This is a genomic window from Akkermansiaceae bacterium, assembly GCA_017798145.1.
Lineage (GTDB): Bacteria > Verrucomicrobiota > Verrucomicrobiia > Verrucomicrobiales > Akkermansiaceae > Luteolibacter.
The window spans coordinates 1,921,333-1,948,284 of the sequence record CP059069.1 but is presented as its reverse complement, the minus strand read 5'-3'; the positions used below and the strand labels follow the sequence as shown (position 1 = coordinate 1,948,284).

The 26,952-nt window shown below is 62.1% G+C and carries 21 protein-coding genes; 10 read left to right on the top strand and 11 right to left on the bottom strand.

The features are described 5' to 3' along the window. Nucleotides 1-118: 118 nt before the first annotated feature. From HZ994_08275 to HZ994_08255, 5 genes are all read left to right on the top strand, one after another. Complete coding sequence (locus HZ994_08275; GenBank protein ID QTN32325.1) at nucleotides 119-2,764, top strand: hypothetical protein; 2,646 nt, start codon at nucleotides 119-121, stop codon at nucleotides 2,762-2,764. Nucleotides 2,765-2,906: 142 nt separating this feature from the next. Then, nucleotides 2,907-4,046 (top strand): ABC transporter ATP-binding protein, encoded by a 1,140-nt coding sequence (locus tag HZ994_08270; GenBank protein ID QTN32324.1) that lies wholly within the window; start codon nucleotides 2,907-2,909, stop codon nucleotides 4,044-4,046. Further along, nucleotides 4,043-4,873, top strand: a complete 831-nt coding sequence (locus tag HZ994_08265; GenBank protein QTN32323.1) for an ABC transporter permease — start codon at nucleotides 4,043-4,045, stop codon at nucleotides 4,871-4,873. The genes HZ994_08270 and HZ994_08265 overlap by 4 nt, the downstream gene beginning before the upstream one ends. Then, nucleotides 4,870-5,646 (top strand): ABC transporter permease, encoded by a 777-nt coding sequence (locus HZ994_08260; GenBank protein ID QTN32322.1) that lies wholly within the window; start codon nucleotides 4,870-4,872, stop codon nucleotides 5,644-5,646. Before HZ994_08265 ends, HZ994_08260 begins: the two co-directional genes overlap by 4 nt. A 2-nt stretch (nucleotides 5,647-5,648) precedes the next feature. Continuing rightward, the gene (locus HZ994_08255) at nucleotides 5,649-6,692 is read left to right on the top strand and encodes a spermidine/putrescine ABC transporter substrate-binding protein (protein QTN32321.1); all 1,044 of its coding nucleotides are present in this window, start codon (nucleotides 5,649-5,651) and stop codon (nucleotides 6,690-6,692) included. Nucleotides 6,693-6,727: 35 nt separating this feature from the next. On the opposite strand, the gene HZ994_08250 is transcribed toward HZ994_08255, so the two are convergent. Next, complete coding sequence (locus tag HZ994_08250; protein ID QTN32320.1) at nucleotides 6,728-7,381, bottom strand: hypothetical protein; 654 nt, start codon at nucleotides 7,379-7,381, stop codon at nucleotides 6,728-6,730. Nucleotides 7,382-7,458: 77 nt separating this feature from the next. Next, a complete protein-coding gene (locus HZ994_08245) occupies nucleotides 7,459-10,674 on the bottom strand; it encodes a c-type cytochrome (GenBank protein ID QTN32319.1) in 3,216 nt (1,071 codons plus the stop codon). A gap of 136 nt (nucleotides 10,675-10,810) precedes the next feature. On the opposite strand from HZ994_08245, the gene HZ994_08240 reads away from it, so the two are divergent. The 3 genes from HZ994_08240 to HZ994_08230 all read left to right on the top strand — a co-directional run bounded on the left by HZ994_08240 (nucleotide 10,811) and on the right by HZ994_08230 (nucleotide 14,726). Continuing rightward, entirely contained in the window at nucleotides 10,811-11,992 is a 1,182-nt protein-coding gene (locus tag HZ994_08240) for an MFS transporter (protein QTN32318.1), read from the top strand. A gap of 135 nt (nucleotides 11,993-12,127) precedes the next feature. After that, nucleotides 12,128-12,397, top strand: a complete 270-nt coding sequence (gene rpsO, locus HZ994_08235) for a 30S ribosomal protein S15 (protein ID QTN32317.1) — start codon at nucleotides 12,128-12,130, stop codon at nucleotides 12,395-12,397. 166 nt (nucleotides 12,398-12,563) lie between these two features. Further along, complete coding sequence (locus HZ994_08230; GenBank protein ID QTN32316.1) at nucleotides 12,564-14,726, top strand: polyribonucleotide nucleotidyltransferase; 2,163 nt, start codon at nucleotides 12,564-12,566, stop codon at nucleotides 14,724-14,726. 546 nt (nucleotides 14,727-15,272) lie between these two features. Here HZ994_08230 and priA read toward each other — a convergent pair. The 3 genes from priA to HZ994_08215 all read right to left on the bottom strand — a co-directional run bounded on the left by priA (nucleotide 15,273) and on the right by HZ994_08215 (nucleotide 18,314). Then, a complete protein-coding gene (gene priA / locus HZ994_08225) occupies nucleotides 15,273-17,495 on the bottom strand; it encodes a primosomal protein N' (protein ID QTN34346.1) in 2,223 nt (740 codons plus the stop codon). A 135-nt stretch (nucleotides 17,496-17,630) separates the two neighbouring features. Next, a complete protein-coding gene (gene smpB / locus HZ994_08220; GenBank protein QTN32315.1) occupies nucleotides 17,631-18,089 on the bottom strand; it encodes an SsrA-binding protein SmpB in 459 nt (152 codons plus the stop codon). Nucleotides 18,090-18,107: 18 nt separating this feature from the next. After that, the gene (locus HZ994_08215) at nucleotides 18,108-18,314 is read right to left on the bottom strand and encodes a DNA-directed RNA polymerase subunit omega (protein ID QTN34345.1); all 207 of its coding nucleotides are present in this window, start codon (nucleotides 18,312-18,314) and stop codon (nucleotides 18,108-18,110) included. A gap of 311 nt (nucleotides 18,315-18,625) precedes the next feature. Between HZ994_08215 and HZ994_08210 the strand changes: the two genes are divergently transcribed. Continuing rightward, on the top strand, nucleotides 18,626-19,126 hold the full coding sequence (locus tag HZ994_08210; protein QTN32314.1) for a hypothetical protein: 501 nt from the start codon (nucleotides 18,626-18,628) through the stop codon (nucleotides 19,124-19,126). A 13-nt stretch (nucleotides 19,127-19,139) separates the two neighbouring features. Then, nucleotides 19,140-20,522 (top strand): tRNA (N6-isopentenyl adenosine(37)-C2)-methylthiotransferase MiaB, encoded by a 1,383-nt coding sequence (gene miaB, locus HZ994_08205; GenBank protein QTN32313.1) that lies wholly within the window; start codon nucleotides 19,140-19,142, stop codon nucleotides 20,520-20,522. 218 nt (nucleotides 20,523-20,740) lie between these two features. Here miaB and HZ994_08200 read toward each other — a convergent pair whose 3' ends face one another. The 6 genes from HZ994_08200 to HZ994_08175 all read right to left on the bottom strand — a co-directional run bounded on the left by HZ994_08200 (nucleotide 20,741) and on the right by HZ994_08175 (nucleotide 26,921). Beyond that, on the bottom strand, nucleotides 20,741-23,110 hold the full coding sequence (locus HZ994_08200; protein ID QTN32312.1) for a hypothetical protein: 2,370 nt from the start codon (nucleotides 23,108-23,110) through the stop codon (nucleotides 20,741-20,743). Between the two features lie 413 nt (nucleotides 23,111-23,523). Continuing rightward, nucleotides 23,524-23,661, bottom strand: coding sequence for a hypothetical protein (locus tag HZ994_08195; protein QTN32311.1), 138 nt, complete (start codon nucleotides 23,659-23,661; stop codon nucleotides 23,524-23,526). Nucleotides 23,662-23,676: 15 nt separating this feature from the next. After that, nucleotides 23,677-24,165: a DUF3368 domain-containing protein gene (locus HZ994_08190; GenBank protein ID QTN32310.1), complete on the bottom strand. Its 489-nt coding sequence runs from the start codon at nucleotides 24,163-24,165 to the stop codon at nucleotides 23,677-23,679. Continuing rightward, nucleotides 24,162-24,401 carry a UPF0175 family protein gene (locus HZ994_08185; GenBank protein QTN32309.1) on the bottom strand — a complete coding sequence of 80 codons (240 nt, stop codon included), beginning with the start codon at nucleotides 24,399-24,401 and terminating at the stop codon, nucleotides 24,162-24,164. The genes HZ994_08190 and HZ994_08185 overlap by 4 nt, the downstream gene beginning before the upstream one ends. Before the next feature lie 172 nt (nucleotides 24,402-24,573). Beyond that, complete coding sequence (locus HZ994_08180; protein QTN32308.1) at nucleotides 24,574-24,828, bottom strand: hypothetical protein; 255 nt, start codon at nucleotides 24,826-24,828, stop codon at nucleotides 24,574-24,576. A 206-nt stretch (nucleotides 24,829-25,034) separates the two neighbouring features. Beyond that, nucleotides 25,035-26,921 (bottom strand): ABC-F family ATP-binding cassette domain-containing protein, encoded by a 1,887-nt coding sequence (locus HZ994_08175; GenBank protein QTN32307.1) that lies wholly within the window; start codon nucleotides 26,919-26,921, stop codon nucleotides 25,035-25,037. Between the last annotated feature and the right edge of the window lie 31 nt (nucleotides 26,922-26,952).

Sequence of the window (26,952 nt, the reverse complement as noted above, 5' to 3'; positions counted from 1 at the left end):
GGAAGACATGCAACCCTTCGGACGATCCCACCTGTTGAGTCTCCGGAACGTGGCTCATAGCCCCAAGGACGGCACAGCGGTTCCACTTTTTTCACGGAGGGGTTGAATAATCCCACCCATGCCTCACGTTTTCAAAGCGATGAAGGCAACCTTGTCCCTGTTCCTTGCCGGCGCGATCGCGCTATGCGCCGCCGATGCACCGAAAGCGCCGGCTCCCGGCCATGCGGAGCTGATCCGGCAGCTTTCCTCGGAGTCTTTCAAGGAGCGCGAAAAGGCGACCCGGGCGCTCTGGGAGGCCGGCACCGGCGCCTTGGCAGAGCTCAGGGAGGCGAGCCGCTCCGAGGATCCGGAGGTGGCGCTGCGGGCTGCCGGGGTGCTTGAGAAAATCGAGCTGAGAATCACGCCGGAAACGCCCGACAACGTGCTGGGGCTGATCAGGAAATACCGGGTTTCCTCGACGAACCTGAAGGTGGGCGCCCTCAACGAGCTGAAATTGCGCAAGGCGTATTTCCAGGTGCTCAAGCTGTTTTCGATGGAACCCCCGGAGATCAGGATCCAGATGGCTCCGGCGATCCGCGGGGTGGCCATCACCGGCGCGCGGCAGGCCATCGCGCGCGGTGCGGATGAGGAGGCGCTGGAACTGCTACGGATGTCCGCCAACGAGCCCAACGACCTGATGGCGCTGGCCTGCGCCTACCGGAACATGGGCAGGCTCGGCGATGGGGCTAAGCTACCCCCCGCGCCGGACGGCGTCCCGCCTGTCATCTGGAAAATCACCATCCACCGCGCCAAGGGCGAGATCCGGGAGGCGGCGGATTTGGCGGCGCGATCGGGGCAGAAAATGCTCCACGCAGGCATGAATGTGCTGCTGGGGGATCCGACGCTCTGGCTCGCCGGCAACGGCTTCGGAGACTCGAACATGCAGGCGCTCGACGCATATGTGGGCATCGCCACCCGGCGCTGGAACGGGGAGAAGCCCGAGGAATCGGATTTCGAGCAGCTCATCAGGCTGCTGGGATCCCCCGAGGACTCGGATCGCGAGCAGGCGGCCTCCTCGCTCGCCGCCCTGGGTCGGCTTGCCGAGGTGGAAGAGGCGCAGGCCAAGGATCAGCCCGAGCTAGGCTTCGCCCACTACCTATCCCAGGAAAGGACAGGCGATGCGCTTAAGGTCATGGGGATCGATCCGCAGAAGCCCGATTACGCCGCCTGGGTCGCCGAGCGCTTCGCAAAGCTGTCCGGTGGGGGCGATAGGGACGGCGGTTTAGGCTCCCCGGAAACGGAACTCCACTTGCTCGCCGCGTTCATGGAGCAGAGGGGCATGGCCAAGGAGTTCAACGCCGCTTTCTCCAAGCCGCTGGAGGAAATCGCGGAGGCGGATGAGATCCAGTTCATGGAATTCCTCAGGCCCCTCTTCGTCTCCTCGTTCGGTGCGCCGGAGTTCGCCTTCGCGCAGGGTGCCGCATGGGCGGGCGCACAGGGCCAGCGCTGGCGCAAGCTCGAATCCGTCGCCTTCGGTGAGGAGGGTGGTGTGATGGAATGGCTCTCGTGGATCAGGAAAATCGAGCCGGATATCCCCAATGCGGATGTCATGCGTGCAATGATGGCCATCACAGGCCTCGGTGCCGATCCCAAGCACCTGCGCGCCTCTTGGATGGCCAAATTCTGGAAGGCAGTGGAGAAAAGCCCGGACGATGAGAAGAGCCGCCTTGCGCTGCGCATACTCAGCCTTTCGCTCTCCATGAACGATGTGGAGAACGCCCTCAGGGCGCGTGATCTGATTTCACCGGAAGATAGGAATTCGGTTTCCTGGACCACCGCGCAACAGAGCCAATACCTCAGCGCGGCCGGGCGCTGGAAGGACGCTGCGGATATCCTGTCCAAGAGCCGGGAAACGGTCAGCAGCTCCCCGGAGACCCACGCCTTCATGGCTGCGACGCTGCGCAAGGCGGGTTTGTCCAAGGAGGCGGCGGAAGCGGATGCATGGGTGGAAAAGCTCACCCTCGGCTACGCCCCAAGCTGCAACCGGATCGGCGAACACTACACCTATGGCGGGGACAGCGTGCGCGCCGCGAAATGGTATCTCCGCGCCGCCGTCCAGGCGGACATAAGCGGCGGCGAGTTCGTCGCAGTCCTTGGCAACCACGCCCAGGCCATGCTTGGCAAGGGTGAGTTCGACATCGCCGCCTCCTGCTTCGAGGCGCTCGCTCAGGTATATGTCAGCGAGAGGTATTCCGGCATGGGGATCACCAGCTACTCCAAGATGAGGCTTTCCGCGGATCTGGCCAAGGCTCTCGACGTCCTTCCTCAGGACAGGCCTCGTGCCATCGCCATGCTTGATGATCTCAGCCGCATCTTCGCGGCCGACGGCACCCTGGCGGACGATTTTTTCCCCCTCGTGAAAGAGGCCGGCCTGAACAAAGAGCTTGATCGCTGGTTCGGCCAATCCTGGGAGCGCGTCTCCGCGTCGCTCGGGAAATACCCGGATTGCGACAACTCACAGAACACCGCCGCATGGCTCGCATCCCGCGCCGGAAGACGCCTTCCCGAGGCCGAAAAACTTCTCAAAAAAGCCGTCGCCAGAAATCCGGAACAGGCCGCATACCTCGATACCATGGCCGAGCTCCGCTTCGCAATGGGCGACCGCAAGGGCGCTGTGGAGTGGTCCGAGCGGGCGCTCCTCCACTACCCGCTCACCGAAAGCCCTTACGACACGATGATCCGCAAGCAGCACGAGCGTTTCCTCAACGACGCTCTGCCGCAATAGGCACCTGCGAGGACGGCCAGAAGCCATCGCTTGGTGGATAGCAAGGCCACACCAGGCACAATGCAGGCAGGCACCTCCTCATCGAAGCGCCCATTCCAACATCGACAAACACCGCCGCCCGCCGCTTGAATCGGCCACGCCCATGCCCGGCCATCTCCGCTTCGAGAACGTCACCCGCCGCTTCGGTTCCTTCACCGCGGTGGATCGCGTGTCGCTGGAGATCGAGAAAGGCGAGGTCTTCTCCCTTCTCGGGCCGTCGGGTTGCGGGAAAACCACGCTGCTGCGCATGGCGGCGGGCTTCGATGTGCCGGACGAGGGCCGCATCTTCCTCGATGGCGTCGATATCACCCGCCTGCCCCCCGACCAGCGCCCGGTCAACACCGTCTTCCAGTCCTACGCCCTTTTCCCCCACCTCTCCATCCGCGAGAACATCGCCTTCGGCCCCAAGCTGTCCGGCCGCCCCGCCGCCGAGATCCGCAGCGAGGTCGGGCGCATGCTGGAACTCGTCGATCTCGCCGCCCATGCCGACAAGAAGCCCGCCCAGCTCTCCGGCGGCCAGAAGCAGCGCGTCGCCATCGCCCGCGCACTGGTCAACAAGCCGAAGGTGCTGCTGCTCGACGAGCCGCTCGCCGCGCTCGACCTGAAGCTCCGCCAGCGCCTGCTCATCGAGCTGGATGCGATCCACGATGAGGTCGGCATCACCTTCCTCTACGTCACCCACGACCAGGGCGAGGCCATGTCGATCTCGGATCGCATCGCGGTGATGAACAGGGGCGTGGTGGAGCAGATCGGGAAGCCCGCCGAGATCTACGAGGCTCCCCGTAGTTCCTTCGTGGCGGCGTTCATCGGGGATACGAATTTCCTCGACGGGAAAATCACCGCCAGCAGCGATGCGCGTTTCTCGAAATGCGCCATCGAAGGCATCGGCGAGATCATCATCGACAACGACAAGCCCACGAGCCCCGGCGACCTCGTGCACCTCTCCCTGCGCCCGGAGAAGATCGTCATCTCCCGCGAAAGGCCGGCGCCCGGTGAGCACGAAAACGTGGTTCCCGGAGTGATCGAGGACATCATCTATTTCGGCTCGCACACCCGTTGCTGGGTGCGCTGCGGCGAGTGGCGGATTTGCGCGGAAACCCAGCACCGCACCTACCAGCTCGACGACACCCCGCTGAAGTGGGGAGACACCATCCACCTCCGCTGGCACGCCAACGACGGCTACCTCCTCGAGCAATACCGCGAGGAGGACGAATCCCTCCTCACCCTGCCAGACGAGGAATGAAACCCCGCAAACCGGAACTCCTGGCTACGGCGCCCAGCTTCCTCTGGCTCGCCCTGTTCGTGTTCGTTCCGGTGGCGATCATTTTCGCCATCGCCTTCCGCCCGGCGCTGCCCGCCGGAGGTATCGGCGAGGGCTGGAGCCTGGATGCGATCCGCTCGCTGAAGGATCCCATTTACCCAAGCCTGCTGCTGCGCACGGTGACCATCAGCCTGGTCACCACCGCGCTGTGCCTTGCGCTCGCGCTGCCGGTGGCGTGGCACCTTGCCAAGCTCCACCCGAAGTGGCGCTCGCGCATCCTGATCCTGATCATCATCCCGTTCTGGACGAACTTCGTGATCCGCGTCTTCGCATGGCAGCAGATCCTCCACGCGGAGGGTGCGATCGCCGACACCCTCCGCTCCATCGGCCTGCTGGGGGAAGCCGACCGGCTGTTGGGTAACTCCGCGGCTGTCATCATCGTCAGCGTTTACACCTACCTGCCCTTCGCCATCCTGCCGCTCTACGCGGCGGCGGAGAAATTCGATTTCCACCTGCTGGATGCCGCCCGCGATCTCGGTGCGAAGCCGTTCCGCGCCTTCCGCTCCGTGTTCCTGCCTGGCATACGCCAAGGGATGGTCACCGCCATCCTCATCGTCTTCATCCCCATGCTCGGCTCCTACGTGATCCCGGACATGGTCGGCGGTACGGACAGCCAGATGCTGGGGAACAAGATCGCGCAGCGGAATTTCAATGACCGCAACCTCCCGCAGGCCGCCGCCCTTTCCTGTGCGCTGACCCTGCTGGTGCTCGCCCCGATGCTCCTCAGGAGAAAGGAGAAGCCCGCATGAAACCTTCCCGCATCCCACTGGTTACGACGGGCGTCGTGCTTGCATTCTTCTACCTTCCCATCGCCGCGCTCGTCGTGAGGTCGTTCAATTCCGCCCGCTACAGCCCGGAGTGGAAAGGCTTCACGCTGAAATGGTACGGCCGCCTCTTTGAGCGTGATGACATCCTCGCCGCCCTGCTCAATTCCCTCAAGGTCGCGTTCATCGCATCCTCCGCCTCGATGCTGCTCGGCACCTGTGCGGCCTTCGCACTGCACCGCCACAGGTCGCGCCTGCAGGACACCCACCGCATGATGGTCAACATCCCGCTCGTCCTGCCGGACATCCTCATGGGAATGTCCCTGCTGCTGCTTTTCATCGCGGCGGGCGTCAGCCTTTCGCTCGCCACCGTCACCATCGCCCACATCACCTTCTGTCTCAGCTACGTCGCGCTGGTGGTGTTGGCGCGCCTGCAGGACTTCGATCCGAACCTCGTCGAGGCCGCCCGAGACCTTGGGGCAAGCCGCCTGCAGGCGTTCCGCAAAATCACCCTGCCCATCCTTTTTCCCGGCATCCTCGCGGGCGGGCTGCTCGCCTTCACCCTGTCCATCGACGACTACGTGGTCACTTTCTTCGTCAAGGGCCCCGGCTCCGACACGCTGCCCACGCTGGTCTATTCGATGATCAAGAAAAGCAAGGAGCTGCCCGTCATCAACGCCCTCTCCAGCCTGATGCTGCTCTCCACCTTCCTGCTCGTATTCGCTTCCCAACGCCTCGCCCGTCCCGTAAACAGGTAGCCATGAAACGCCGCAATTTCATCGCCACCTCATCCGCCGCCCTCGCCGCCGCCGCCCTGCCATCCTGCTCGGGAAAAGGAGCGAAGCAAACCCTGACAGTCTTCACCTGGGCGGACTACCTCAGCGAAAATGCCGCAGCCTCCTTCGAGGCGGCGCTCAACTGCAAGCTCGTGATCGACACGTTCGACTCCAACGAGGCGATGATCGCCAAGATCGAATCCGGCGCCACCGGCTACGACATACTCGTCCCATCGTCCTATGCCGTGAAGCAGCTCGATTCCAAGGGGCTCTTGCAACCCCTTGATCACTCGAAACTCCCGAACCTCGACAACATCGACCAAGCCTATCTCGCCACTTCCCTGGATCCGGAAATGAAAACATCCGTCCCTTACATGATGGCGCCCACCTGTGTGGCCTACCTGAAATCCAAGCTGCCGGAGGCGGAGCCGACATGGAACCTTTACTCCAGCCCGGAAATCAAGGGTCGCGCCACCCTGCTCGATGACATGCGCGAAGTCCTTGGAGCCGCCCTGAAGAGCCTCGGCCACTCGCTCAACTCCACGGATCCCGCCGAACTCGAGGCCGCCGCCGCCCTCGCGATCCGGTGGAAGGCGAACATCGCGAAGTTCGAGAACGAGCAATACAAGTCCGGCATCGCTTCCGGGGAGTTCCACCTCGTCCACGGCTACGCCGGCGATCTCATCGCCGCGCAGGCGGAGAACGGCGACATCGAGATCGTGATCCCGCGCGAGGGCGCATCGTTCCCATGCGATGACCTCTGCATCCCGAAATCCGCGAAAAACCCCGACCTCGCCCACGCCTTCATCAGGCATCTCTCTGAAGCGGAGGTCGCCGCAGAGAACATGGAATGGATCGGATACCGCGCCCCGAACACCGCAGCCTACCCCATCGTCTCCGATGATTTCCGGGGCAGCGCCATTCTCTTCCCGCCCGCCGAACTGTTCGCGAAATGCGAGCCCATCGCCTACCTCGGCGACAATCTCCCGCTCTGGGCCGCCGCGTGGGATAAGGTCAAGAATGCGTAGGGAGGATGGGCTTGGGGACGCGCCAGCCCACCGACTCAGCCCCTCTTCCGCTCCAGCAAGACGAGCATCAGGAAGGAGAGCATGAGGTTCAGCTCTTCGCGGGGGCTTAGCTCGCCGAGCTTGGTGATCTCGAATTTCCCCTCGAAGAACGCGGCTTTTTTCTCAAGACGCATGGTGGGCCGGCCGTTTGAGCGCGTCGCCAGATATCTCGGGTGGAAAAGGAATCCGCTGAACAGCCCGACGACAGGAATGCCACCTAAGATCGAGTCCATGACCTTCGCGCCGGGGTTCTCCTCGCGGATGGAGAAATCCGGCACCTCATCGCCGGGATTGAAGGTTTCGTAATGGGCCTTCCAGATCGAGGCCCAGCCCTTGCGGCCCACGGAGCCGATGGGCTGGCCGGCGGCGTCGGTGGAGTTGTAGCGGGCGGACCAGTCGATGACCTTGCTTGCGCGGATGTCCGCCAGCTTGGTCGCCATGGATTTGTCGGTGAAAATCTCCACGTGCTCGCGGAACTTGAACATCTTCTGCTTGGTGTAGAGCACGGTTTTTCCGGCGGCATCCGTCACCGTCGCCTGGCTGGCGAGGGCGAGGATCTTGAAGCTGAGGGTGAGGGGATACTGCACGTGCGAGAGCTTTGCGGAAAGGTCATCGGCGGCGGGCAGGGGCGGCGGGGTATTTTGATCCATGGAGGAAATCAATGCGGATGCGGGGGGAAAGCCAAGCACGGGTTTCGTTCTTTTCGGCGCCCATGAGGGGCTGCGGCCTATTGCTGTCCCGCCAGCCAGGCGACGAGATCCCGCAGCTCGCGGGGGCTGAGGATGTCACCCATCGGCGGCATGACGCTCATCGGTGCGGTGCGGGATTCGATCTCGGAGAGCTTCACGGTGGCTTCGGTTTTGTCCGGGAGGATGAGCGTGAGCTTTTCCGCATCCTCTTCCTTCAGGGCTCCGGCCAATGTGGTCTTGTCCTTTTTCGTGAGGGACATCATCCCATAGCCGGGGGTGAGCTTGGCTTGGGGATCGACGAGGGATTCGAGGATGTATTCGCGGCCTTTCCTGCCGATCTCTGTTAGAGGCGGCCCCACCTCGCTGCCTTCCTTGCCAATGCGGTGGCAGGCGGTGCATTGGGCGGCGAGGTGCTCGTTGAAAACCTTCTCGCCGAGGGCGGGATCGCCGCCTGCGAGGGAGGCGGAGTGCTTGGGGATCTTCGCCGAGAAATCGGGGAGGGCTTCACTGAATTCGAGCAGCAGGTGGCTGCGGGTTTTCCCATCTTCGGCGAAGCGCTCCGAATAGTTTTCCAAAAGCTCCCTCGCTGCGGGTGCTTTCATTTTCCCAAGGAGGAGGATTGCCTGTTGCTGCTCGCCGACTTGTTCGGATTTCATGATCGCCGCCGCCGCGTAATCGATCACCGCCTGCGGATCCGACTCCGCAAGGATGGCGGCTGAGCGGATGCGGACCTCGTAGGAGGATCTGTCCTCCAGCAAGCCGCGGAGGAGCTTTGCGTGATCCGCAGGCTTGGCCGGAAGCATTACATCTAGTGCGGCGATGCGGGAGGCAGGATCAGCCTTGGGATCAAGGATCGTCTTTTCCAGATCCGCGAGATCGGCCACGATGCCGAGGCTTTTCGATACCGCCGCTGCGGCTGCGGAAATCCCCTTTTCCGGATGGTGGCTGAGAACCGCTGAGACAGGCATGAAGGCGGCCTTCGCGATCTCCGCATCGGCGGGATCGAGGGGATCGTAGCGGCCGTCCACGGGATTCAGCCTGGAAACCTTCGCCCATGAGGCCAGGGCTTCGAGGGCGGCGATGCGGAGATCCTGCGGGACATCCTCGCTGGCGGCGTAATTCGCGAGCCGCACCGCGGATTCCTTGCCGGCCAGGTAGCGGTTCGCGGCGATGGACCGGCGGGCGGTCGGGGCGCTGGCCTTGGGATTGGTGCGGATCAGATCGGCGAGCGAGGGGTAGGCTGCCTTGATCGCGGGGTCGTCGTAGATCGCATGGGCGGCCTCGGCGGCGACCTTGGGATCGGCATCGGCAAGCAGCTTCGCAGCGAGAGGCGAGGACAGGCGACGGAATGCCACAGCGGCGGCGAGGCGGACGGATGCGCTTTCGTGCGCCAAGGTTTTCGCGGCGATTTGTTCCGGGCTTGAAGCGGTCAAGGCCAGCACCCCTGCGTGGCGGAGGTAGGCGTCCTTGTTGTCGTTTTCGGCTAGCAACGTGATCACCGCGTCGATGGCGGTGGCGTCGCCGGTTTTCCAGATCGCCGTAGCGGCATGGAAGCGGACGCGTGGGCTTCTGTCGGCGAGCAACGTGGTAAGTGCGTGGTTGCGGCCCTTTATCGTCTCGCCGGCGTGTTTGGCTGCTTGGGCGCGAAGTTCGTCGTCGTCGGATGAACAGAAGCTATGCATGGCTTTCTCATAATAGCCGCCAATCTGGGTGAGCGCCCAGACGGCGTGAATGCGGGCGAGTTGGGGGGCGGCCCAGGATGTGGCGACCTCATTGAGTTCAGCGATCGCTTTCCTCCCCGCCAGCTCCCACTGCGCATCGAGGCGGATGCGCATGTCGGGGTGGGAGAGGAGATTTACCAGATCCGTGGTAGATACATCCTTGGTGCCCGCTTTCAGCATGGCGGCGACTTCCTTGCGGATTTCCGATCCCGCTTCGTTGGGATCATCCAGCTTCCAGATTGCGCCTTTTTCATTGAGCGGATACCCGCCTGACCAGTCTGCGGAGTAGAGCGCGCCATCGGGGCCGAAGTTGATCCCCACGTTCATCGGGCCGGAGAGGACGACATGCTCGTCGGTCATCTCGAAAGTGGCGCCCTTGGGCTTCACCTTGAAGGAGCGGAGGTTTCCCTTGGGAAACTCCGTCACGAAAAACGCGCCCTCGTATTTCGCGTTGAGCGCGGTGCCGGGGTTGTAGGCGAAACCGGATGGGCCGTCCGAGTAGTTCTGGTTTGTCGGAGTGATATAGGCCGGCTGGAACTCACCGGTGGGCTCCCAGATGCTTTCCGCCATCCAGGGATTGTAGGCGGATCCACGGTATTGATAGTAGTTCCTCCAACCTGTGTCCGAGCCCTCGGTGATGTGCAGGAAACGCTCGCGTTCGCCCTTCTGGTCGGAGTCGTTGTCCACGGAGAAAAGGTTTCCGTATTTGTCGAAGGCGATCTCCTGCGGGTTGCGCAGGCCGCGTGCGAAGATCTCGAAGCCGGAGCCGTCGGGATAACAGCGCAGCACAGCGCCCTCGTGGGGGGCGAACCAGTTTTTCCCCTCCTTGGAGGTCACATTGGTTCCCTTATCGCCGATGGACCAATAAACCCGCCCATCCGGGCCGAGTGTCAGCCCGTGCATATCGTGCCCGGCGTAGGCGATGTGGATGCCAAAGCCATGGGCGAGGGATTCGCGGGTGTCGGCCTTGCCGTCGCCATCGGTGTCCCGGAGTTTCCAGAGATCCGGGGCGATGGTGGCATAGACATCGCCGCGCCAGGCGAGCGTGCCTGCTGCGATGCCGGTGACTTCCGTGTTGAAGCCCTCGGCAAAGACATTCGAGCTGTCCATCACCCCATCCCCGTCCGTATCTGTTAGGCGGATGATTTTTTCGGAAATTTCCTTAAGGTCCTTTACATCGGTCTTGCCGTCCTTGTTCCAATCCTTGAGCGATGACCTGGGGAATTTCTTCGTCCCGTCGAGTTCCCTGCGGAAAAACGCCAGCTTCTCCCCGATGGATGTGAGCGCCACATCATGGGTGGCCCAGCCCTGCTGCATGTACTCGCGGATATCGAGATCGGCGATCTTGCGGCGCTGCGTCTCGGTGACGTAGATCGTGCCATCCACATCGAGGGAGACGGAGACGGGGTTTTTCAAAAGCGGCTCGCGCGCCACGAGCGAGCGTTCCAGCCCGTTTGCGGCGGGGAAGGTTTCCGCGGCGGAAGCTGAAATGCAGAGAAGCTGGATCGCGGTGATGAGGAGGAATGGGCGCATGGTTTTCCCGCTAGTTTACCCGGGATGCTTGGGCTGTAAACGGGGTATTCGCAGGGAGAGGGATGGAATGGCACTTCTCATCCCCGGCATTTCACGCTAGCAGGTGCCTGTGGAAAACGCGGCAGTTGGGAAAAGGATGTTCGCCGGACTTTGGCTCACCTCCTTTTTCCAGGGGCTCTCCACCGGCTTCTGGTTCCCCGCCCTCACCAATATCCTCAACGCAAAGGGCATGGGCGAATGGGTCGGCTGGGCCTTCGCCGTGCCGCCGGTCTGCGCCCTGTTCTCGCCGCTCATCGGCGGTGCGCTGGCCGATGAGCGGGTGCCCGCCCAAAAGCTGCTCGGCTGGTGCTCGCTGGCCGGCGCCGTCCTGCTCTTCCTCGCCTTCGGCGCACTCGATGCCGGTTTCGGGCCGATCTGGTTCCTTGCGCTGCTTGCCGCCTATTCCACCGTCTCCGGCCCGGCCTGGGGGCTGTTGGCCACGATCAGCATGACCCACCTCGGCGCGGGCGGGCGCAGCTACCCGCTGGTGCGCGTCGGCGCGACGGTCGGCTGGATCGCGGCGGGATTCCTGACGAGCTATGCCCTCCATGCGGATGCCAGCCCGGCCTCCGGATACGCAGGGGCAGCCGGCCGCATCGCCTGCGGGATCATCGCCCTCTGCCTTCCCCACACCCCGCCGCTGGGTCTGGGTAAATCATGGAAAAGCGCTCTCGGGCTAGGTGCGTTCTCGCTTTTCAAAAACCGCGACCACGCCGTGCTCTTCACCGTCACCGGGCTGTTTTCCATCCCGCTTGTGGCCTTCTACATGTATGCGCCCGAGCTCTTCGAGGCGCTCGGCGACGAGACCCCGACGGCCAGCATGACCATCGCCCAGTGGAGCGAGATCGCGGCCATGGTTTTTCTCGGTGCACTGATGGTCAGATACCGTCTCAAGACCCTGCTGATGTGGGGGCTGGGGCTTTCCGCGCTGCGCTTCGCGATGAGTGGATACGCAGGGTGGAGCGGGATCCTCGGCTGGCACACCGCAGGGGTGGCCTTGCACGGAGTCTGCTACACGATCTATTTCGTCACCGCCCAGGTGTATCTGGACAGGCGGGTGGAGCCAGCCCTGCGCGGGCAGGCTCAGGGGCTGCTCTCCCTCATGGCCGCTGGCATTGGCCCGCTGGCCGGGGCGTTTTTCTGCAAATGGCTGCGCGCCGCCTGCGTGGACGGGAGCGGGCGGGGCTGGGAAACGTTTTGGGGAGTGCTGGCGGCCATCATCGTGGGGTGCTGGGCGGCTTTCGGGATCGTCTATCGCGGGAAAAAGGCCGGTGAGTAAAAACGGGGAGGATTCGGATCTCGGGGGATGCCGGTGCAAATTCGGGAAAAACCTTGCATCCGGCGCGTTTCCCCGCTTCATTCCGCCCACCTAGGACGGGCTGGCGATGAGCGCTGGCCCCATCCCTTACCAAAAATGAGCACAAAAGCAGAACAGAAGGAAATCGACCTCGCGTCGTACAAAATCAACGAGAATGACACCGGCAGCGCACCTTACCAGGTGGCATTGCTCACCAAGCGCATCCTCGAACTCACGGAGCACCTCCTGATCCACAAGAAGGATTTCTCCTCCCGCAGGGGTCTCCTGAAAATGGTTTCGCAACGCCGCAAGCTCCTTGATTACGTCAAGGCCAAGAACGAGGAGAGCTACCAGAAGCTGATCGGAGACCTCGGACTCCGCCGCTAACACAGAATTTCGCAAACGCAGCCACGGGAGAGAATCCCGTGGCTGATTTGCAAAAGGGGTGTGCGCACCGTTGCCGCATCCCCGGGACAGTCCCGGAAACCCTGATAGCCCGGCCGCACATGGCGGCTTGGCTTTGACGCAAACAAAAAGAAGAACACACAAGAAAATGAACATCCATTCCACCACGGTCGATGTCGGGAGCAACCCGATCACGATCGAAACCGGCAAACTTGCCAAACTCGCCGACGGTGCCGTCACCGTCCGCTGCGGGGAGACGATCATCCTCGTCACCGCCGTATCCGCCACCAAGGTCAAGTCCGGCCAAACCTGGTTCCCGCTCTCCGTTGAGTACAAGGAGAAGGCCACCGCCGCCGGTGTCTTCCCCGGAGGCTACTTCAAGCGCGAAGGACGCCCCACCGAAAAGGAAATCCTCACCTGCCGCATGACGGACCGCCCGCTGCGCCCGCTCTTCCCGAAAGGATACCTTTATGAGACGCAAATCGTCGCCATCCTCCTCAGCGCGGACGGCATCAACGATTCCGACATCCTCTCGATGAACGGCGCTTCCGCCGCCCTCGCGATCTCCGACATCCCCTTCGCCGGGCCCATCGGTGCGGTGCGTGTCGGCCGCGTCGATGGCAATTTCGTCATCAACCCGACCCACGATGAGCGCGAGGAAAGCGATCTCGACCTGATCTACGTCGGCAACAAGACCGATGTGATCATGATCGAGGGCCAGGCCAACGAGCTGCCCGAGGACGAATTCATCAAAGCCCTGCACTTCGCCCAGTCGGCGGTAACCAAACTTGTAGAAGCCCAGGAGGAACTCGTCGCGAAATGCGGCAAGGCCAAGCGCGAGTACGAACTCACCGTCGCCAAGGAAAACCTCCTTGAGATCGCCTACGAAATCGCCGGCGACCGCATCGAGGCAGCCATCTACGCGGCTTCGAAAACCGAGCGCGCCAAGAAAGTCGGCGCACTCCGCGACGAGGTTGAGAAAGCCATCAAGGAGCGCGCCCCTGAGGCGACCGACTTCGATGTCGAGCAAGCCTTCGAATACCTCCAGAAAAAGGCATTCCGCATCTCCATCATGGAAAAAGGCGTGCGCGCGGACGGCCGCCAGATCGGCGATCTCCGCCCGCTCTACGGCGAGGTCGGCACCCTGCCGCGCGTCCACGGCTCCGCGATTTTCTCCCGCGGCGAGACCCAGGCGCTCGGCATCGTCACGCTCGCACCTGCCGACGAAAAGCAGCACTTCGACAACTACGCAGGTGGTGTCGATGAGAAGCGTTTCATCCTCCACTACAACTTCCCTCCCTTCTCCGTCGGCGAATGCGGGCGCATGGGTGGCATCAACCGCCGCGAGATCGGCCACGGCTCGCTTGCCGAGCGCTCGATCGAGCCGGTGATCCCCGCCGAGGCGGATTTCCCCTACGCGATGCGCGTTTCCTCCGAGGTCATGGAGTCTAACGGCTCCACCTCGATGGCTTCCGTTTGCGCAGGCACCATGGCCCTGCTTGATGCCGGTGTCCCGCTGATCCGCCCTGTCGGCGGCATCTCCGTGGGCCTCGTCACCGAGCAGAACGAAGACGGCTCGCTGAAAGCCCACAAGATGCTCCTGGACATCATCGGTTCCGAGGATTTCTACGGCGACATGGACTTCAAGCTCTGCGGCACCGACGAAGGCGTGACCGGCTACCAGCTTGACCTCAAGCTCCCCGGCCTCCCCATCGCCATGCTTGAGGAAGCGATCCACATCGCCAAGGCAGGCCGCACGAAAGTCATCGCCAAGATGGCCGAGTCGATCACCAATCCGAAGGAACTCAGCCCGCATGCACCACGCATCGTTTCCGTAAAGATCCCGCAGGATCGCATCGGCGAGCTCATCGGGCCAGGCGGCAAGAACATCAAGGCCATCCAGGCCGAGTCCGGCGCAGAGCTGAACATCGAGGACGACGGCACCGTGCACATCTACGCATCCAAGCAGGAAAGCCTGGAGCGCGCGAAGCAGATGATCGACCGCATGTTCCAGGAAATCGAAGTCGGCCAGACCTACACGGGTCGCGTCGTCTCGATCACCGCATTCGGCGCCTTCATGGAAGTGCTTCCCGGCAAGGACGGCCTCGTCCACGTCTCCGAGCTGGCCGAAGGCCGCGTCGAGAAGGTGGAGGACGTCGTCAAGAAGGGCGACCTGCTCACCGCGAAATGCCTCGGCGTTGACGAGAAAGGCCGCGTGAAGATGTCGCGCCGCGCCTGGCTCCGCGAGGAGAAGGCACGCGAGGCCGAGGCCAACGGCCCGGTCGAGGAAGTCACGACTCCGCTCGCCTGAGGTGGCGGCGGCGGTTTTTAGCCGCCATGCCAAACAATCATCAAGCCGGTGTCCGCAAGGGCACCGGCTTTTTCGTTACGCACGGAGTGATCTCCGCTTCGGGAAGTTGTCGGCGTCCATGTCGAAGACGACGGTGACGATCCTCCAGATCGTTGATTGCCTGGAGGATACAAATGGCGAATGCCTCCAACTGCGTTGTGCCGAATGGTCGTGGGGTTTGCAGGCGTTTCCGCACCCAGGGCAAGCCCGGTCTTGCTCCAAGGAGGCCTGTCGCTGGGCCGGCTCCTGGGTCGTTCCGGGGGCGTCTTCCGGAGCGGAAAAAACGAATCGCCTGGAGCCTTGGTTTTCCCTGCCACGAGGCCGCGTTTCGGCAAGTCAGCGACGACATCCATGAACTTCCGGTTTTCGCGGACGGCCAGGAGCTTCCTTTCACGTATGGGATCCGGTGGGAGCTCGATGGTGGTTTTCAACGTACCATGTCAGCTGGTTTGCCGGCTTGCTGTCAAATAGGGAAAAGGCGACCGAAGATCGCCCCCCACATCGCCGCTAGGAGAAATTGTAGGCGTCCATGTCGAAGACGACGGTGACATCCTCGGGGAGGGTGGTTTTTTTGAGGACGGTCTGGATGTGGTTGGTGAGGGGGCGGGCTTTTTGGGAGCGGAGGGTGATTTGGAAGCGGAACTGGTCGTGGGAGCGGATCAGGGGGCTGGGGAGGACTTCCCCGAGCGTGATGCCGTGGGGGAGGTTTTCCTTGAGGCGCAGGTGCAGGGTCTGGAGGGTGAATTCGGCGCGGCGCTCATGGCTGGAGCGGGCGGTCAGGACTCCGCAGTGGGCAAAAGGGGGGAATTTGAACTGGCGGCGCATTTCCATCTCCTGCTCGGCGTAACCATGGAAGTCGTGCTTTCTGGCGAACTGGATCGAAGGCGAATGAGGAGTGTAGGTCTGGACGATGACCTCGCCCTCCAGCTCGCCGCGCCCGGCTCTTCCCGCCACCTGGGTGATGAGCTGGAAGGTGCGTTCGCCGGCGCGGAAGTCGGGGACGTGCAGGCCGAGGTCGGCGTTCAAAATCCCTACCAATGTGACATTGGGGAAATGCAGGCCCTTGGCGATCATCTGGGTGCCGATGAGGACGTCGATTTTCTGGGATTTGAATTTGCGGAGGATTTCCCGGAGGGTGTTTTTGCGGCGCATGGCATCGGCATCGATGCGGGCGAAGCGGGCGGCGGGGAGGACTTTTTGCAACACTTCCTCGACCTTCTGGGTGCCGTAGCCCTGGAGGGCGATACCGGGGTTTTTGCACTCCGGGCATTTCCTCGGGACGATGGATTGGTGGCCGCAGACGTGGCAGACGAGGCGCTCATCGGTGCGGTGGTAGGTGAGGGCGACGGCGCAGTGCGGGCACTCGCAGGTGTGGCCGCAGGAGTGGCATTGGAGGGAGCGGGCGAAGCCGCGGCGGTTGAGGAAGAGGATGGATTGCTCGCCTTTTTCGAGGCGCAGCTCAAGGGCGCTGCGGAGCCTGTCCGAGAGGATGGCGACCTGGCCTTTCTGTTTCTGCTTTTCCAGGCGCATGTCGATCACGCGGACGAGCGGCATGGAGTGGGCGTCGGCTCGTTTGTCGAGGCGGAGGAGCCGGTATTTTCCCGAAAGGGTGTTTTGCCAGCTCTCCAGGGAAGGGGTGGCGGAACCGAGGACGATGGCGCATTGCTCGAAGGCGGCGCGAAGGACGGCGACGTCGCGGGCTTGGTAGCGGGGGACGTTTTCCTGCTTGTAGGTGGATTCGTGCTCCTCATCGATGATGATGAGGCCGAGATCCGGGAGCGGGGCGAAGACGGCGGATCTCGCACCAATTACGATGCGTGCCGTACCTTTGCGGATGCGGTGCCACTCGTCGTAACGCTCGCCATGGGAGAGGTTCGAGTGGAGGACGGCGACCTGGTCGGTGAGGTGGGAGAAGCGCGATTTGAAGCGGCGGACGGTCTGCGGGGTGAGGGCGATTTCCGGGACCAGGACAAGGACGGTCTTTCCGATGTCGAGGGCGGCCTGAGCGGCCTGGAGATAGACTTCGGTTTTGCCGCTGCCGGTGACGCCGAGCAGCAAAATGGGTTGGGCCGCCAAGTCGCCAAGTCCGCCAAGGGAAGATTTGATTTTTTCGAAGGCTTCCTGTTGCTGGTCGTTGAGTGTCAGGGGTTTGGAGGGGATGATTTCCTCGGCGGCTTCGGGGTCGCGGCGGATTTCCTCGCTGGAAATTTTGATGAAGCCCTTGGATGCGAGGGATTTCAAGGAGGGGGCGGAGGATTCGCCAAGCTCCGTGGTGGGTAGGGTGCGGTCTTTCGCCGCGAGCAGGAGTGTGAGGATGGCGTGTTGTTTGGGAGCGCGTTTTTCCAGCTTTGCCAGTTCTTCCGGATCCGGCTTATCAAAGGCTGTGGCGATGCGGCGGGTCTTGGCGGAGTTGTCCTCGGTGCGGACGGCTTCCGGCAGGATGGAGCGGATGACGCTCTCGATGCTGGAGCCATAGTAGTCGGATATCCAGCGGGCCACCCTGATGAGGGTGGGCGTGATGAGCGGTTCCGGCTCGACGAGCGATTTCACCTCCCGCATGGCGAATTCGCTCTGCTCCGGCGGAGGGTTTACGGAAAGCACCGTCCCGGAGCTGGTTTTCTGGCGTATCGGCACGCGCACTCGGCAGCCCGCCGCGACCGGCAGGCCGTCGGGGATGGCATAGTCGAACACAAGCTCCGAGGGGCCGTCGATAAGGACGCGGGCGATCACCGGGGCATGGTGCGCAGCGAAAATCCAAAGCTCAAATTTCAAATTGCCCCGGGAGCATTATCCCGCCATGGCGCATTGGAGCTTCAGCCATGGCCCCTTCGCCCGTCACGGGCTTTGCAACGCTGGGCGCCGGAATCACCGCTGGTTGAAACGGGACATCTCGCGCTGCGCCTCGCGCATCTCGACCTTTTTCTTCAGATCCTGGCGCTGGTCGGAGTGGGTCTTGCCCTTGCCGACACCGATCTCGACCTTCACGCGGCGGTCTTTCCAATACATCCGAAGCAGCGGCAGGGTGCAGCCCTTGATCGCGGTCTCAGCGGAGAGCTTGAGGATCTCCTTTTTGTTGAGCAAGAGGCGGCGCGGGCGCTTGGACTGGTGGTTGAACCATTCCCCGGCGGTCTGCCATGGCTGGATATCGCAGCCATAAAGGAAAACCTGGTGGCCCTCGACGCGGGCGAAGGCATCGGAAATGTTGATTTTTCCGGCACGGATCGACTTGACCTCAGTGCCTTTCAGTTCCAGCCCGGCCTCGTATTTGTCGAGGATATGGAAGTCCCGTGCGGCCTTGCGGTTGGTGGCGATCTCGGCGCTCATGGGAGGCGTGAGCCCTCCTTACTGGGGAAGCGGGCGCTCGATGAGCTTGATCTTGCCCTCGATGATTTCCGTCAGTGCGATGTCAGCAGCGCCCATGCTCGGGCGGGTCGGGATCAAAGGGGAGCGGCCGCTGTTGAGCTGGCGAACCCTTTGGGAAACAAGGTTGATGAGGACCAGAGGGTCGGTGACGATTTCAGAGGCCTGTTCGACAAGATCGCTTTTCATAGTGGAGCCGGGAAGTTGCGAGGTTGGCTTTGCCTGGCCGAAGGAGACGATGTTCTCGGGTACGGCTGGCAGGGCTTTTTCGCTCAAAACAAATGGTGGTGGACGGTGGCGGGCTGGGTTTGAAAACAGAGATCCGCCGGAGTTGCAAGCCCAAACTGGCTTGTTTCTCCGATTTTCGGTAATCAAATCCGGCAAATTTCCCGGGATCGCCAGTTTCGCCGTGCCTGGGGATGGTATGGACAGGTGTTGAAAGAGTGTTGCGTAATGGGGGAGCAGCGATTTGACTACCCGCCCATCCAAAGCACCGCACAGTGAAATCCCACGAAATCTTTACCGCCGTCGATCCAGCCGTAGTCTCCGCCATCCTCGATTGGTTCCGCGCCAACGACAAGAACGTTTACAAATCCGCCGTCTCCACGCTGGCCGCAAACCGCAAGCTCAGGCCTGTCTTTGTCCAGAAGAAGTCGCTCGGAGAGCAATATGCGTGGATCCACAAGACCCTCCAGATCAAGGCCTGCGACGCTATCGGGGATCAGATCCTGCAGGCCTACCTGCTGGCGGGCCAGCAATCCATGCTCGGCATGTTCTGTGACGGCCTCGGCATCCCCCACGATGGCAAGGGATCGGTGGTCGGCGATCTTCCGAGGTCGCTCGACAAGGAGCGGCTCGACGCGACCGTGGACAGGCTCGTCGATGTGTTCGATCCGAAGATTTTCACCGTCTATCTGCACTGCTTCAACATGCAGGTGGTTGGCGGATACCCCGCGCTCACCGAGAAAATCGAATCCGACGAGCGCCTGAAGCTGGCGTGACCCTTTTCCCCAGATGCCGAAAGTTTACCTCAAGACCTACGGTTGCCAGATGAACGAGCGCGACACCGAGCAGGTGGCGCGGATGTTCACCGAGGGCGGCTACACCCTGACGCAGACCGAAAAGGATGCGGATGCGGTGCTGATCAACACTTGCTCGGTGCGCGATCAGGCGGAGCAGAAGGCGCTCGGGAAAATGGGCATCATGGGAGCGCAGCGTAGGAAGCGCGCGCACGTCGTCTATGGCTTCATGGGCTGCATGGCGCAATCGCGCGGACAGGAGCTTTTCGAGCGCATCCCGCACCTTGATGTGGTGGTCGGCACCCAGAAGTATCACAAGGTCTTCGAGTATGTGGACGGCATCCTGAAGCGCCGCATGGAGGCAAGGATGGACGATCCGGCGCTTTCCCTCACCGGGACTTCCGTTTGCGACATCGCGGAGGAAGCCGATTCCCAGAACACAATCCGGGACCATCTTCCCAAGGCGCGCAACGCGTCCGCCTTCGTCTCCATCATGCAGGGCTGCAACATGCGCTGCTCGTTCTGCATCGTCCCGGACACGCGCGGCAAGGAGCGCGGCAGGCCGATTGCGGACATCGTGAAGGAAGTGGGATTCCTCGCCGGGCAGGGTGTGAAGGAGGTTACCCTGTTAGGCCAGATCGTGAACCTCTACGGGCGCACGGAATTTGAAAAGGTGGATGGGAAATCACCTTTCGTGCAGCTTCTGGAGGCGGTGCACGAGGTGGATGGCATCCAGCGCATCCGCTTCACCTCGCCGCATCCCATCGGCTACCGGGACGATCTCGTCGCCGCGTTCACCTATCTGCCGAAGCTGATGTCCCACATCCATTTCCCGATGCAGAGCGGATCGGATCGGATTTTGAAACTGATGCGGCGGCCGTACAAGAACGCGAAGTTCGTCGAGATCTGTGAGAAGATGCGCGCGGCCAGGCCGGACATCGCAATCACCACCGACATCATCGTAGGCTTTCCGGGTGAAACGGAAGAGGATTTCCAAGCCACGGTGGATACGGTGGAGCGCCTGCAGTTCGACAACGCCTTCGTGTTCCGCTACTCGAAACGCAAGGACACCCCGGCGGCGGAGATGGAAGGCCAGATCGATGAGGCCGTGAAGGAAGTGCGCAACCAGCGCCTGCTCGAAACCGTGGATCGCCTTGCCAAGGAAAAGAACGCGGCCATCGTCGGCACCGTCCAGCAGGTTCTCTGCGAGGGACCGTCGAAGCACAACCCCTCCACCCTCAGCGGACGCACGCCGCAGAACAAGATCGTGATCTTCGAAGGTGATGCCGACCGCCTGACCGGCGAGATCCTGGATATCCAGGTGGAGGAATCCACCGGATTCACGACCTACGGGACGCCGCTCTTGGTCGGGGTGTGATTGGGGAAACCAACCCGCTGCATTGCATCATTCCCCTGCGTCCGCGATCGCCTGGAGCTCTTCCCAGCGGGCGTAGAGTGCTGCGGTGGCGGCGCGGGCGGACTCGAGCTTTTCCATTTCCGTGGGAATTTGCCGTAGTTGGTGAGCTGGAAATCGGCTAGCAAGGAAAGCAGAGAACAACAGAAGGCTTTCACCATTTTTGTCTCCGCGCTTTCCGTTCAATCTGCGCGGGCGCGGATGAACATCTTGTCGGCTCCAGGGTCGGCGGGGTCGGCTAGGGGGTCGAGCGCGACCATGCCTTGGCTGTCGGTTGTGACGGTACGGATTGGAGTCCACGGATCGATCTGACCAAGGTCTGAAGAGGCTTCGATGGTGATCCTTGAGAACGGCGCTCCGCCTGTGACGGTTCCGCCGAACCTGTTCGCGAGGGCGAAGGCATCCGAGAAGTCCGCGGCGAGAGTGAGGCCCTGCAGCGTGAGGCCTGCGGTGGGCGCCGGCGGCGGGGCGATGGGCAGCCCGGTGTTCGAGGTGGCGGAGAGGAGGAAATTTCCGTCGTATCCCTGCGCGGCGGCGGAGGTGGTGATTTCCACTTCCCAGGAGAAAACCGTCCCGGCGTTTGCGCTTGAGAGATCTGCGAGTGTAAGGGTCTGGTTGGAGAAAATCGCGGCGGCTTCGGATGGATTTGCAAAAGGCATTTCGATCACCGTTGCGCCGTCTTTCCGGAACCGGAACACGCCGGAATCAAATCCGCTTCCCGAGTGCGTGAAACCAAGCCCTGACATGATGAGACTGCCTCCCGAGCCTCCCTCGCGCAGCCGGAAGGCTCCGCCGTGGCGATGAGTCGTGGTCAGCCCGGACGGATAAACGAGGGTGTTCGCGCCTTGGGTGAATCGGACTGACATCAGATGCTTCTCGTCAGTGAGCGTATTGAAAAGTCCGGCGGGGACAGGATTCGTGCCGAAGGGGCCGACAACGGCCTCCTGTTTCTGTGTGGCGTCCTGGTCATCGAAGGATGCGGCGCGTGTGCTGTTCGTGGCAAAGGCGCTATTTCGGACATTCGCTCCTGTGGCGGCGAAGTTAGACGTATCCGAGCCACCCCGGCTGATGCGGTCTGCGGAGTAGGTGGAGGTGATCCATGAAACAGGGAGCGACGGATGACCTTCGGAAACGGCGGTGCAGATCTGCGCACCGAAGTCCCCGTTGGTGGATGCGCGTGCGCTCGCGACGGTTCCCGGTTGTGTCACTTTGGCAAAGCTGGTGGCTTTGCTCTTTCCGTGGATGACTCCTCTTCCTGCGCGTGCAGTGGCGATGGAATTCACATTCGACGGCCCGGTTGCGTCGGAGGTCGCATTCGCAAATGCGCCGAACATTTGGCTCGATGCAGTGTTTCCGTTGGCGGTTGCATTCGCGGTGGTATTGGAACCGATGCCCCGGATGATGGTGGTGGCCTCCCCTGAGCCAAGCGAGGAGTTCAGGGAGCTGTTGCTCGATACCTGGCCACCGGTCGCGGCCGTGGTGACCGTGAGGATGCCGGAGCTGGTTCCATCGAAATCAAGATGGGAAACGGCCCTTCCGCCGAGTGTTCCGCCGTTCGCGTTTTGGGTGAGGGTGATTTCCCCAGTGCTGGTTTCCGCACTCATGGTGTTGAACAGGGACACATGCCCGCCGGTGCCGTTTCTTGAGGTGGCAGATCCCCCGGTGCCGCCGTTTCCGGTGACCGTCTGGGTGATGTTCCCGCCTGCGGATACGGCCCTAAGGAGTGCTTCCCCAACTTCGACCCGCCCGCCATCCCCCGGACGTAATCCGGTGCTTGTCAAAACCGTGCCCCCGCTTCCGCCCGTCAGGCTCATGCTTGAGGTGATGTTGCCGCCCGGTCCGGCGGAGAGGTCAACCGGCTCGGCAAGTGGCGAAGCGCCACGGGCTATGCTTGGGAAATCGCCGGGAAGTGCGACGCTGATCCCTTGGTTCGGCACCGTGTATCCGAAACAGTTTCCTCCGGCCACCGAGAAGCCGGCCGAGATCGAGGAGTTCTGTCCGCTTGCTTCGACCCGTGACGGGCGCAGCACCCCGCGTGAAGGAAGCGGCCCGCCAATGACCGAATCCGGACGGCCCACCCCGTTTCCTCCGCGTGAGGTGGCGTTGATAGCTATGCTGGCGTTGTTGGCCGGAGTGGAAATATCCAACTCAAGCTCGGATCCGATGGAATGGCTCGGGTCGCTTGAAAGGCTGATGGGCACGCCCGCCCCAAGCCCGTTTGATCCGCTGGCACCCGCAGTCGATGAAATGCTCACCTGCTGGGTGGTGGTGGCCGTGCTTCCCTGCATGGTGAGGCTCGTGATCGCTTTTCCTCCGCTCCTTGCTCGCCCCGCCGTGCCACCAGTGTTCCCTAGGGTGTCGATGTGTCCTGAGCCTGCGCTGTTGGAAGCTCCGCCATTGATGTTCAGGGTCGCGTTCTGGGTGGTTGTGGACGGTCCGGCCGTGAAAGTTGCGGTGCCCCTTGCATCTCCGGCGTCTCCCCCCCGTGCACCGCCACCTGCGCGGTTTGACCCGTTGCCTCCTTGTCCGCCGCCGCCGCCTACGAGTGTCATGGAAAGAACCTGGGTTGCGGCATCGCGGGAAATTTCCGCAGTTCCCACCGCCGATCCTCCGTTGCCTCCAGCCCCTCCGCCTCCGCCAGTCCCTTGGGGGTTGCTTCCTCCGGAGCCTCCTGTGCCTCCCGGGCCTGAGTTGATGGTCAGGGTCTTGTTGGCGTCGTCCGGTGAATTTACGGACTCGTTGAAACCCTCTCCATTACTTCCGGAACCGCCTGCCTGGCCGGGTGCCGAACCGGAAATCCCGGGATCTCCCGCAGCGCCGTTGCGGGTCAGGTTTCCGCGTCCAAAGGCACGGAAAGGATAATGGCCGCACCGCAAGCAATGAGGGCTTTTTTCATGAATCGCATCTCTATCCGATCCACCGGTTTCCACAAGCCGAATGTGTTGTTCGCCTAATGGAAATGAAATCATTCCGCATCCGCGATCGCCTGGAGCTCTTCCCAGCGCTCGTAGAGGGCGGCGGTGGCGGCGCGGGCGGACTCGAGTTTTTCCATTTCGGCGGCGACCTGCCCGTAGTTGCTGAGCTGGAACTCGGGGTCGTTCATCCGCTCCTCGATGGATCAGGTTTCGCCTGCGAGTTCCAGAATCCTTTTTACCAATCCGGGAGCCATCCAGAATTGGCCCTGTGATTCCAGTTGCGCGATGAGCGGGGAGACTGATTCGATGAGCCGCTTGGATTTGGCTTGGAGCAGAATGCCAAGGATTCCGATGCATTGCAGTCCCAAGGCCGCTGCGGCTTGGCGCCCCGCGCGTTCGTCGATGAGTAGAGCCTGCGCGTTCGATTCGAGTGCTAGGGAAATCGCTTCAATCTCTCCTGGGTGAATCCTGTGGTTTGCACCCAGTTCGGGCTGTATCTTTCCCACTGGTTTCACTTCGATGAATTCGGGAAAGAAAAGTCCCGCAAACCTTGGGTCGTACTTCGCAAGCCTTTCAAACTCCGCGCGCACCGAAGGTGGGCAGATGATTTTTCCGAAAAGCTGAGGTAGCAGCTCCGCCCGTTGTATAAGGCATAGGTTCAGAATCACCGAGGTGTCGGTGACGACGATCACCGGGGGAAAAGGGTTTTCAGTGCGGCCATATCCTCATCGAGTGTTTCCTCAGTGAATCCGGATATCCTGCGGCGCTGCAATTCACGGTCCATGTCGTGCAAGTCCATACCAGCCATGCGGGCGGCAATGGGGCGGGAGATGCGACCCGCTGCGAAAAGTGCGCAAGCCAGGTCAAGGCGAATGTCCGCCTCGGTGAAATCCTGCAACGCGGGATCATCTGGCAGGGTGATGGTCATGGGATGAACATGCCTGAACTCTTTGCCTCAGGCAACTTGCAATTTGGGTTGAGAAACTCCGCGCAAGTGTTCTTGGGAGGGCTTGTCAGGGAATCGGGAGCCGCGCCTGTGGCCGGCTATCGATTGGCCGAAAGAAGAAACAAGCCGGCTGGAAGCGCGGCTCTCCATTAGGTCACGGGGCTGGGGAGGCCGTTTGGACGAGGCGGAAGAAGTGGCGGGTGGCGTTGGCCGGGAGGTCGGATTTCAGGACGGTGGCGGTGGTCACCGGGGAGCCGGTCATCGTCGCGGGAACGGGATTCCAACTTCCAAGGGAAAGATCCGGACTGGCCTGGACGGTGTAGCTGCAACCGGGAGTCGGGGTGAAGAGGAGGTCGAATCCGGTGCTGGAGGTGTTTTCTGAAAATGTTTTCTGAGCTTCATGCGTCAAGGTTCGATAGTGAGAGATTTTCAGGTGATGGAGAGCCGCGCCTTTGGCAGGCTTTTGCTCAAGCTATGAAAAAGCCGGCTGAAAGCGCGGCTCTCCAGCAAGGAGCGGCGGAATTCTTCCGCAGGATAAATATGGAGAAGGGGGCACACCGACCCCTTCTCCATATTGCTTGGGTTGCCGGGCAGCAGAATGCAGCCCCTCCTTGCTCATTCCGCATCGGCGATGGCCTGGAGTTCTTCCCAGCGCGCGTAGAGGGCGGCGGTGGCGGCGCGGGCGGACTCGAGTTTTTCCATTTCGGCGGGGATTTTTTCGTAATGCTCGAGCTGGAACTTGGGGTCGTTCATGCGGTGCTCGATGGTGGTGACCTCGTCCTCGGCGGCGAAGATTTTGTCCTCGATGGTATCGAGTTCGGCGCGTTCCTTCTGGGAAAGCTTGCGGGGCTTTTCCGTGGGCTTCTGCGCGGTTGGCTTTAGGGCTTTGTAGGCCTTCGCCTCGTTCTTAAGGGCGGCTTCGCGTTGCTGGCGCTTTTCCAGGTAGTAGGAATAGTTTCCGGGGGTGACGTGGATGCCGCCGTCCTCGAAGGCGATGATCTGGTCGCAGATGCGGTCGAGGAAATAGCGATCGTGGGAGACGACCAGGATGCTGCCTCCGAAGGCCGAGAGAGCCTCTTCCAACATGCGCAGCGAGGGGAGGTCGAGGTCGTTGGTCGGCTCGTCGAGCACGATGAGGTTGCCGCCGGTTTTGAGGACTTTTGCGAGCATGAGGCGGGCGCGTTCGCCGCCGGAGAGGAGATCGACGCGCTCGTTGATGCGCTCGTTGTTGAAGAGGAAGCGGCGGAGATAAGCGCGGGCACCGAGCATCTCGTTGCCGAACTGGACTTTCTCGTTGCCGTCGGAAATTTCATCTAACAGGGAGCCGGTGCCGTCGAGCTGCATGCGGGTCTGGTCGATGTAGTTGATCTTGACGCGTTTCCCGAGGACGGCGGTGCCTTCGGTGGGCTGGAGCTGGTCGAGGCAGAGCTTCAGCAAAGTGGTCTTGCCGACCCCGTTTTTCCCGACAATGCCGGTGCAGGTGCCGGGGCGGATGGAGAGATCGAGGTGGCGGAAGAGCCAGCGGGGGTGCTTTTCCGTGCCGACGTTCACGCCCGCTTGCTCCAGCTCGATGACGACGTTCCCGAGATCCGCGGCGGGCGGGAGGAGGAGATCCATCTCCCGCTCTTCGGGCGGGGCTTCCTGGCCTTCGACTTCGTAATAGGCGTCGAGGCGGCTTTGTTGTTTGGTGCCGCGTGCCTTGACTCCGGCGCGCACCCATTCGAGCTCGGATTTCAGGAATTTCTGGCGCTTTGCCTCGGATTGCTCGGCGATCTGTTGGCGTATGGCTTTGGATTCGAGGAAGGCGGTGTAGTTGCCGGGGTGGGAGTAGGCTTTGCCGTTATCGATCTCGATGATGCGGGTGGCGATGACGTCGAGGAAGTAACGGTCGTGGGTGACGAAAATGACGGCTCCGGCGAAGTTTTTCAGGACGTCCTCCAGCCAGCGGATCGATTCGGCGTCGAGGTGGTTCGTCGGCTCGTCGAGCAGAAGAAGATCCGGCTGGCAGGCAAGGGCGCGGCATAGCGCGACGCGGCGTTTTTCCCCTCCGGAGAGCGGGCTGGTGGGGGATTCGAGGGGAGGTGTGCCGAGGGCGTTGGAGAGGGAAAGGATGCGGGCGTCGAGGTTCCAGCCATCGGTGTGGTCGATGAATTCGAGGAAATCGTGGAGTTCGGTTTCCGTGCCGTCGCCGTTCTCGTAGCGGCGGATCGCCTCGACAATGTCAGCGGCACCGAGGGCGATATTTTCGTGGACGGAGAGCTCGGGATCGAGCTCGAACTCCTGAGGGAGGTAGCCCGTGCGGATGCCGCGGCGGAGGGAAATGTCCCCGGAATCCGGCTGCGATTCACCGGTGAGGATTTTCAGGAGTGAGGTTTTGCCGCAGCCGTTGCGCCCGACAAGGCCGACCTTTTCACCGGCTGCGACCGCCAGCGTGACGCCGTCGAGCAGATTCTGGTAGGAATAGGCGAGGCGGATTTCGTTCGCGGAGAGGAGAGTGGACATAAGAACTCCGCCGCAAATGGACGCGATCCGT

Coding starts and splice junctions, on each gene's coding strand:
- HZ994_08275 (QTN32325.1), top strand. CDS start 119: ATGCCTCACGTTTTCAAAGCGATGAAGGCAACCTTGTCCCTGTTCCTT.
- HZ994_08270 (QTN32324.1), top strand. CDS start 2,907: ATGCCCGGCCATCTCCGCTTCGAGAACGTCACCCGCCGCTTCGGTTCC.
- HZ994_08265 (QTN32323.1), top strand. CDS start 4,043: ATGAAACCCCGCAAACCGGAACTCCTGGCTACGGCGCCCAGCTTCCTC.
- HZ994_08260 (QTN32322.1), top strand. CDS start 4,870: ATGAAACCTTCCCGCATCCCACTGGTTACGACGGGCGTCGTGCTTGCA.
- HZ994_08255 (QTN32321.1), top strand. CDS start 5,649: ATGAAACGCCGCAATTTCATCGCCACCTCATCCGCCGCCCTCGCCGCC.
- HZ994_08250 (QTN32320.1), bottom strand. CDS start 7,381: ATGGATCAAAATACCCCGCCGCCCCTGCCCGCCGCCGATGACCTTTCC.
- HZ994_08245 (QTN32319.1), bottom strand. CDS start 10,674: ATGCGCCCATTCCTCCTCATCACCGCGATCCAGCTTCTCTGCATTTCA.
- HZ994_08240 (QTN32318.1), top strand. CDS start 10,811: ATGTTCGCCGGACTTTGGCTCACCTCCTTTTTCCAGGGGCTCTCCACC.
- rpsO (QTN32317.1), top strand. CDS start 12,128: ATGAGCACAAAAGCAGAACAGAAGGAAATCGACCTCGCGTCGTACAAA.
- HZ994_08230 (QTN32316.1), top strand. CDS start 12,564: ATGAACATCCATTCCACCACGGTCGATGTCGGGAGCAACCCGATCACG.
- smpB (QTN32315.1), bottom strand. CDS start 18,089: ATGAGCGCCGAGATCGCCACCAACCGCAAGGCCGCACGGGACTTCCAT.
- HZ994_08215 (QTN34345.1), bottom strand. CDS start 18,314: ATGAAAAGCGATCTTGTCGAACAGGCCTCTGAAATCGTCACCGACCCT.
- miaB (QTN32313.1), top strand. CDS start 19,140: ATGCCGAAAGTTTACCTCAAGACCTACGGTTGCCAGATGAACGAGCGC.
- HZ994_08200 (QTN32312.1), bottom strand. CDS start 23,110: ATGACACTCGTAGGCGGCGGCGGCGGACAAGGAGGCAACGGGTCAAAC.
- HZ994_08195 (QTN32311.1), bottom strand. CDS start 23,661: ATGAACGACCCCGAGTTCCAGCTCAGCAACTACGGGCAGGTCGCCGCC.
- HZ994_08185 (QTN32309.1), bottom strand. CDS start 24,401: ATGACCATCACCCTGCCAGATGATCCCGCGTTGCAGGATTTCACCGAG.
- HZ994_08175 (QTN32307.1), bottom strand. CDS start 26,921: ATGTCCACTCTCCTCTCCGCGAACGAAATCCGCCTCGCCTATTCCTAC.